The organism is Mesorhizobium sp. M7A.F.Ca.AU.002.02.1.1 (genome assembly GCF_003998535.1).
Taxonomy (GTDB): domain Bacteria; phylum Pseudomonadota; class Alphaproteobacteria; order Rhizobiales; family Rhizobiaceae; genus Mesorhizobium; species Mesorhizobium ciceri.
This window is the reverse complement of sequence record NZ_RZPB01000300.1, coordinates 1-6,902: the sequence shown is the minus strand read 5'-3', so window position 1 is coordinate 6,902 and position 6,902 is coordinate 1. Positions and strand designations below refer to the sequence as shown.

Sequence of the window (6,902 nt, the reverse complement as noted above, 5' to 3'; positions counted from 1 at the left end):
TATCTGTGCCCTGAAGAAGTTCGACTACAATGTCATATTATGTGACTCTAATGGATCATCTGAAACGTGGCAGCCAAAGACCTATGCCATGCAGTCCACGGTTGACGTTGAAGTGGCCATGGACCACATCGATCAGGCGATAAAAGAGCTACACAAGGCCACCCGATGATTAGTCAGCGCGATTTTCAGGTCTTGTCCAATCTTGTTCGCAGGGACGTGAGCAGCAGGTTCAAGGGTTCGTTTTTCGGGATTGGTTGGGCGCTGTTAACGCCGTTGCTCACCCTTTCCGTTTTCACCCTGATGTTTGGCTCCGTGTTCGGCGTCAAATGGGCCGCCGCAGGTGCCAACCAGAACCACTCCGTCGGATTCTTTGCGCTTGCCCTGTTTTGTGGCCTCATGTTTTTCAACTTCTATGCCGAGGTTCTGTCCAAATCGACGGGGGCTATATTGAACAACGCGACCTTCGTGAAAAAGATCGTCTTTCCGATCGAAATTCTGCCGGCGGTGGTCACCGGTTCCGCGATGGTGCAACTCGGAATCAGTCTGGCCGTGCTGCTGGTCTTTACCCTGATCATAACCGGAAGCCTGTCGCTCTATATCTTGCTCGCTCCCCTTACGATTGTTCCTTTCGTCCTGCTGGTGCAGGGAATTGCGTGGGTCTTGGCCTCTCTGGGGGTCTATTTTCGCGACATCAGCCAGATGATCGGTCCGGTTCTGACGGCGTCCATGTTTCTCTCGCCCATGTTCACGCCCCGAACATCGATGCCGGAATGGCTTCGGCCCTGGGTGGTTTTAAACCCGCTGACGGTGCCGATCGAAAATTTCCGTGCCGTCGTCCTCATGGATACCCTGCCTTCATGGTGGGCGCTGGCCGCCTATTTCTGCGTTGCCTTGATCGTCGCGCTGCTAGGCAGGCTGTTCTTCGAGAAGACACGAGGGGGATTTGCCGATGTCATCTGAGCGCGATAGCCGGCCCTTTGCGATCAAGGTTCGCAACGTCACCAAGCGATACACGATGTTCGAGCGGCCGGAAGACCGCTTCAAGCAGATGATCGTGCCGCGATTGGAACGTTTAGTGGGCATGCAACCCCGCCGCTATTACAAGGACTTCGCGGCTCTCAACGACATCTCCTTCGAACTCGGCCACGGCCAAGTGATTGGCATCATTGGCCGTAATGGATCGGGAAAATCCACGCTGCTGCAAGTGATCTGCGGAACGCTTCCACCGACCAGCGGTACGGTTGAAGTCAACGGCCGGATCGCGGCCTTGCTTGAACTCGGTGCCGGCTTCAATCGCGAATTCACCGGGCGTGAGAATGTCCACCTCAATGCCTCCATTCTCGGCGTCCCACGGGAGGAGATGGCCTGGCGTTTCGAGCAGATCGAAAGATTTGCGGAGATCGGCGACTTCATCGATCAGCCCGTCAAGACCTATTCGTCCGGCATGTATATGCGACTTGCCTTCGCTACCGCGATCAATGTCGATCCCGACATCCTGGTCGTCGACGAAGCGCTTGGGGTGGGCGATGAGGCGTTCCAGCGCAAATGCATGGCCCGCATCGAGCAGATCAAGGACGCCGGAGCTACTATCCTGTTTACCTCGCATGGCGCCCAGACGATCATTCAATTGTGTACCAGCGCAATTCTCATCGATGGCGGCGAGAAGATATTGGAGGGCACACCCAAGCGGGTGGCCAGCCAATATCAGCGGCTTGTCAATCTTCGTGGCGAAGAGGCCAGACAAGTGCGTGAAGAGATCAAGACGCTTGCCGGCACTAGCGATTCGGACGGCCCGCCGGTGATTGGCAATCATGCACCAGCGACGAAGTTGCCGACGCAGAGACCCGAACAGTCGGAGATCGTTGATGATGGTTTTTGGGACCCTGCGCTTACCAGCCAGACCATCACGCCCTATGAAGAGACTGGTGGGCGCATTGCCGACGTGCGGATTGTCAACACCGGTGGGGAAATGGTCAACGTGCTGACCCAAGGCTGTGTCTACGCGGTGCAATATACCTTCACTGCAACCACGGACGTCGACGATCTCGCGTTTGGCACCCTGTTCAAATCCCCTTACGGTGTGGAACTGTGTGGGGGAAATACTGATCGGGTGCCGGATCTTCGGCTGAAGAGCTTAGGGGTAGGCGAGTCTGTGCAGGTCAACTTTGAGTTTAAGTGCCTGCTACGGGCCGGAGTTTATTTCATCAACGTTGGAGCGATGGGGAATGCAAATTTTGAAAGACAATACCTTCATCGCATACTTGATGCCGTGATCTTCAAGGTTATGCCGGCCCCGGATGAGATTGACTACGGCTTCTTCAGCCTGGGAATGACCTTCAAGTTGACCCCCGCTGATTTGACCTCGGACACGCCCCTAGTTCGCAAGATTGCAGCCGCCTGAATTTGTTCCGCATCCATTCGGGGCACCGTTCGATGACCAACGATCAAAGACTTCCAAGCGCTTATCATCGCACGGACGCCATCGCCCGAGCGATGGAGTCAGGCGACCATCGCCAGATCATCGGTGGAATGTGGGATGAAATCGGCCGCTTGCAATTCGACTTGCTGGTCGATAATGGCCTGCAGCCCCGTCACAGGCTGATTGACCTTGGCTGCGGCAGTTTCCGGGGCGGGGTCCACTTCGCCAATTATCTTGACGCGGGTAATTATTTCGGCGCGGACATAAATGCTAGCATCATGGACGCCGGATACGACAGGGAACTGGCGCCGTTGGGACTGGCCAACAAAGTGTCGCGGGCCAATCTGCTGGTGACCGGTGATTTTGACGTTGGCAAATTGGGTACCACGTTCGACTACGCCTTGGCCTTGTCGCTGTTCACGCACCTGCCAATCAACCTCATTCGAACTTGCCTTGAGAAGCTTCGGCCGACAATGGCGACTGACGGTAGGTTGTTCGCGACTTTTTTTGTGTGTGATGATGGCCTGCCATTGTGGCGGCCTATCTCACATCCGAGAGGCGGCATAACCACTTACGGTGACGCGGACCCGTATCATTATAAGGTCGCCGACATTGAGTTTATGGCGGGATCGACAGGCTGGCACATCGAAAGAGAAGTTCGCTTCGATCATCCTCGAAGCCAGCGCTGCTTCGTGCTAGCCACGGCGTGACGCACGCCGTGCCCCGTATTCGGCAACCGCCGCAGTACCATCTCTATGGGTTTGATACGCTGACGCCCGCCATCGGACCGCCCAGCCGTAGAGTTGCTGATCGATCTCGGTCAACGTCGCCAACAGGTCCAGGGTCGATGACGGCAGTTCTTCTCGCATCGTTCGGACCGGCGCTGCGTTGATCCGGAAAACGTTCGACGATGTATCGCCAAGCGCGGCGAAGATTGCGGCGTTGTCGGCCTCGAAATTCTCCACCAGCCCAACGTAATCGAAGCGAGCTAGGTTGGCTTTGGCCCGATCGAGGAGCTCGTCCGGCGGCAACCCGCCTGGCTCGATATCGCTCTTGCCGACCAACGAGGCGCCCCAGCCCGACGCCAGTTGGCATGCTTGATGATTCCACATGTGCGAAGCGAACTTGGAGTCAGCCGTCTCTCCTGCCCGAAAGAACATTTCAGCATCGTTGTCATGTGCCAACGTATTGATTTCATACTCATCTCTCGTCGCGCCACGACAGTAGCTGTAATATGAAAGCAGCCGTTCAACGGGATCCCGGAGGAAGGTAAAGCTGTAACGTCCCGTCATGAAGCGTTCAGCGTAATCGAAACCGAAATGGCCGGATACCATCATCAAGGGTTCGAGTTGTTCCGGTGTGCGGCTGAGATAATCGCCGTGCATGCAGCAATTTTCTCGACCATACAGCTCGGATGCCTTTGCAAGTATGGACGTCCCGGCGGTCTTCTGAATATGAAGGAATAGAGCAGGTATCATGCAGGTATCACATCCAGATAACGGAAAAGTGAAAACCTACTTGCGCTGACAGCGTCGCAGAGTCAATTGGGCTGTCGCCTTTCGAAAAGATGCGATCTTCCGACTTATAGGAGCGGGCGCGCGGGGGGCAGACGAGACCAACCCAGTCACCCGCTCGGCCATCGCTTCCATATCAGGAACTCTTTCCGCATCCGTCGAACGGCCGGTGCCTTGCCGCGATATTGAGCGCCGTTTCACGAACGATTTTGACCGACTTCCAATAGTCGTCATACTCGTCCCGATTGTCAGCTTTGAATGTCTTCAAGATATCATCATAGGCGTCCTGCAGAACCGTGCTCTCGGGGTTGAGATTGGTAACGACGACCAACCCGGTCGGCGCGCAGTCCGTGACAGTCACGGATAGATCGGGACGATACTTCAGCAGGGTGGGAACTACCTTCCATACGTCACCTGCCCACCACCCTGGAAAGTTGTTGTCAGCAGGTTCGATCGCCGTTTTCATATCCCTGGTGGTCATCTTGTAGCCGGGAGGGAGACAGTCGTGCAGCAGAATGATTGAGCCTTCCGCGCACTCTCTTTCGGTGTTGATGAAGTCGCGCAGGAGGAACTCGAACAGATGCATGCCGTCTAGAAAGGCCAAATCTACAGGCTTGCCCAAAATCTTGCTCGGACGCGTTTTCTTGAAAAAATCGTCGCTGGTCTGCTGATAGAGAAAGCAGCGGGGCTTGGAGCCAATGATGTTCTTTGCACAGACAAAGTAGGGATCGACCGCTACCGTTTCACACTTGGCCAGCTCAAGAGTATTTCCAAACTGGACTCCAACTTCGAAATAGGATCGCGGCCTTAGGGCCGAGTGGATATCGGCGATCGTCTCTAGGTAGCTTTTCCCGACGACATCTGGTCCGTGGTTGGCATCCTTCATTCGCAAGTACTCCAGGCGAGTCGATATTGATCTGTGTGGTTGCCGCTCGTATCATCGTGGCCTGACACTGCAATCAGATGACTTTGGCAAGGTCCTACAAACGGGCCGTCAGCCGCTCAACCACCTCGTCGCACGCGGTGTACCAAGATCTGCACCGCCAGCCGAACGTAGCGGCCATTTTACCGCAGTTGAGGCGTGAATTCGCAGGACGTTTCGCCTTCGTCGGATAGTCTGACGTCGAAATGCCGCGCACCGCAGCGTACGGCCTGCCCCTTTCCAGACTCGTTACGAAGACGCGCTGTGCAAACTCGGCCCAATTTGTGTCGCCGTCGCCCGCCACATGGTAGACGCCCCACTCCGCAAACTTCAGGTCCGCCTTGAGGTGCCGCGCCATATGAAAGATGCCGTCGGCGATATCAAGTGCCGATGTTGGATTTCCCCACTGATCGGCCACAACCGAAATCTCGTCGCGGTCAGCGGCCAGCCGCAGCATGGTTTTCACGAAATTCTTGCCGAACGGGCTGTAGACCCATGCCGTGCGCAGGATCAGATGGCGCGGATTGGCCGATGCAACCGCCTGTTCGCCGGCAAGCTTGGAGGCGCCATAGACGCTGCGCGGTGCAGTGGCGTCGGTCTCGACATAGGCGCCATGGGCGGTGCCGTCGAAGACATAGTCGGTCGATAGATGGATGACGGGAACGCCAAGCAGCGCCGCCGCTTGCGCCACCTTGCCGGCGCCGACGGCGTTCACCGCGAATGCCAGATCGGGCTCGTCCTCGGCCTGATCCACCGCCGTGTAGGCGGCAGCCGACACGACGATATCCGGCTTCACGGCCGCGATGGCTTCGATCACCGTGTCGGGTCTTGCAAGGTCGAGTTGCGGACGGCCAATGGCGATGACCTCAACGCCGGCGGCCGCCTGGGCGGCCTCCAGGAGGCTTGCCGCGACCTGCCCGTCGCGTCCGGTGACAACCAGCCTCACGCCGCCCCCTTGCGTGCTTCGCCCAGCCGTTCACCGGCGTAGCGCTGCTCGCGGATCGGTCCCCACCACCATTTGTTGTCGAGAAACCAGTCGACGGTCTTGGCGAGGCCGCTGTCGAAATTCTCATTGGGCGTCCAGCCCAGGTCCCGGCCTATCTTCGAGGCGTCAATGGCATAGCGGCGATCGTGACCGGGGCGGTCGGTGACGAAGGAAATCAGGTCGCGATAGCTCTTGCCCCCTGCCCGCGGCCGCCTGCTGTCGAGCAGATCGCAGATCGTCTCGACGACGCCAAGGTTCGTCCGCTCGGAATTGCCGCCGACATTGTAGCTTTCGCCGGACAGTCCCCTGGTCGCGACAAGTTCCAGCGCGCGTGCGTGATCCTCGACGAACAGCCAGTCGCGCACATTGGCGCCGGCGCCATAGACCGGCAGCGGCTTTTCGTCGAGCGCATTGAGGATGACCAGCGGGATCAGCTTTTCGGGAAAGTGATAGGGTCCGTAGTTGTTCGAGCAATTGGAAAGCACGACCGGCAGGCCATAGGTTTCGTGCCAGGCCCGCACCAGATGGTCCGAGGCCGCTTTCGAGGCGGAGTAGGGCGAGGATGGCGCGTAGGGCGTTTCCTCGACGAACATGCCGCCATCGAACGGAAGATCGCCAAACACCTCATCGGTCGAGACATGATGGAAGCGGAAATGGCTCTTCCTGTCCTCGGGCAGGCCGCGCCAGTACTCCAGCGCGGCATTGAGCATCTTGTAGGTGCCGACGATGTTGGTCTCGATAAAAGTGCCCGGCCCATCGATCGAGCGGTCGACATGGCTCTCGGCGGCAAGGTTCATGACGATGTCGATATCGTCGCGCCGGAGGATGTCGAGCACGGCCCTTTCGTCGCAGATATCGGCCTGCGCGAAGCGATAATTGTGTGCGTTCTCGATCGGCCGCAGCGAGGCCAGGTTTCCCGCATAGGTCAGCTTGTCGAGATTGGTCACCCGATAGGCCGGGTTGGCGCATAGATGCCGGCATACCGCCGAACCGATAAAGCCAGCACCGCCCGTCACCAGAAAATTCATGCCGCTGTCCTCAAATAACCCATCAGGCGAACAC

7 protein-coding genes are annotated in these 6,902 nt (G+C 57.5%); 3 read left to right on the top strand and 4 right to left on the bottom strand.

Annotated elements, in window-relative coordinates; translation table 11 throughout:
• Positions 1-165: 165 nt before the first annotated feature.
• From EN879_RS18870 to EN879_RS18860, 3 genes are read left to right on the top strand one after another with little or no spacing between them, the layout of a single operon-like run.
• Positions 166-960 (top strand): ABC transporter permease, encoded by a 795-nt coding sequence (locus EN879_RS18870; protein ID WP_013532720.1) that lies wholly within the window; start codon positions 166-168, stop codon positions 958-960.
• On the top strand, positions 950-2,401 hold the full coding sequence (locus EN879_RS18865) for an ABC transporter ATP-binding protein (protein ID WP_013532721.1): 1,452 nt from the start codon (positions 950-952) through the stop codon (positions 2,399-2,401). Before EN879_RS18870 ends, EN879_RS18865 begins: the two co-directional genes overlap by 11 nt.
• Before the next feature lie 32 nt (positions 2,402-2,433).
• On the top strand, positions 2,434-3,129 hold the full coding sequence (locus tag EN879_RS18860) for a class I SAM-dependent methyltransferase (RefSeq protein WP_127274173.1): 696 nt from the start codon (positions 2,434-2,436) through the stop codon (positions 3,127-3,129).
• On the opposite strand, the gene EN879_RS18855 is transcribed toward EN879_RS18860, so the two are convergent.
• The 4 genes from EN879_RS18855 to rfbB all read right to left on the bottom strand — a co-directional run bounded on the left by EN879_RS18855 (position 3,115) and on the right by rfbB (position 6,868).
• A complete protein-coding gene (locus EN879_RS18855) occupies positions 3,115-3,897 on the bottom strand; it encodes a sulfotransferase family 2 domain-containing protein (protein ID WP_064995165.1) in 783 nt (260 codons plus the stop codon). The two genes, EN879_RS18860 and EN879_RS18855, sit on opposite strands and share 15 nt — an antisense overlap.
• 172 nt (positions 3,898-4,069) lie before the next feature.
• Positions 4,070-4,819 carry a class I SAM-dependent methyltransferase gene (locus tag EN879_RS18850; protein ID WP_063167689.1) on the bottom strand — a complete coding sequence of 250 codons (750 nt, stop codon included), beginning with the start codon at positions 4,817-4,819 and terminating at the stop codon, positions 4,070-4,072.
• A gap of 94 nt (positions 4,820-4,913) precedes the next feature.
• The gene (gene rfbD / locus EN879_RS18845) at positions 4,914-5,801 is read right to left on the bottom strand and encodes a dTDP-4-dehydrorhamnose reductase (protein WP_013532724.1); all 888 of its coding nucleotides are present in this window, start codon (positions 5,799-5,801) and stop codon (positions 4,914-4,916) included.
• The gene (rfbB, locus tag EN879_RS18840; RefSeq protein ID WP_013532725.1) at positions 5,798-6,868 is read right to left on the bottom strand and encodes a dTDP-glucose 4,6-dehydratase; all 1,071 of its coding nucleotides are present in this window, start codon (positions 6,866-6,868) and stop codon (positions 5,798-5,800) included. Before rfbB ends, rfbD begins: the two co-directional genes overlap by 4 nt.
• Positions 6,869-6,902 lie beyond the last annotated feature (34 nt).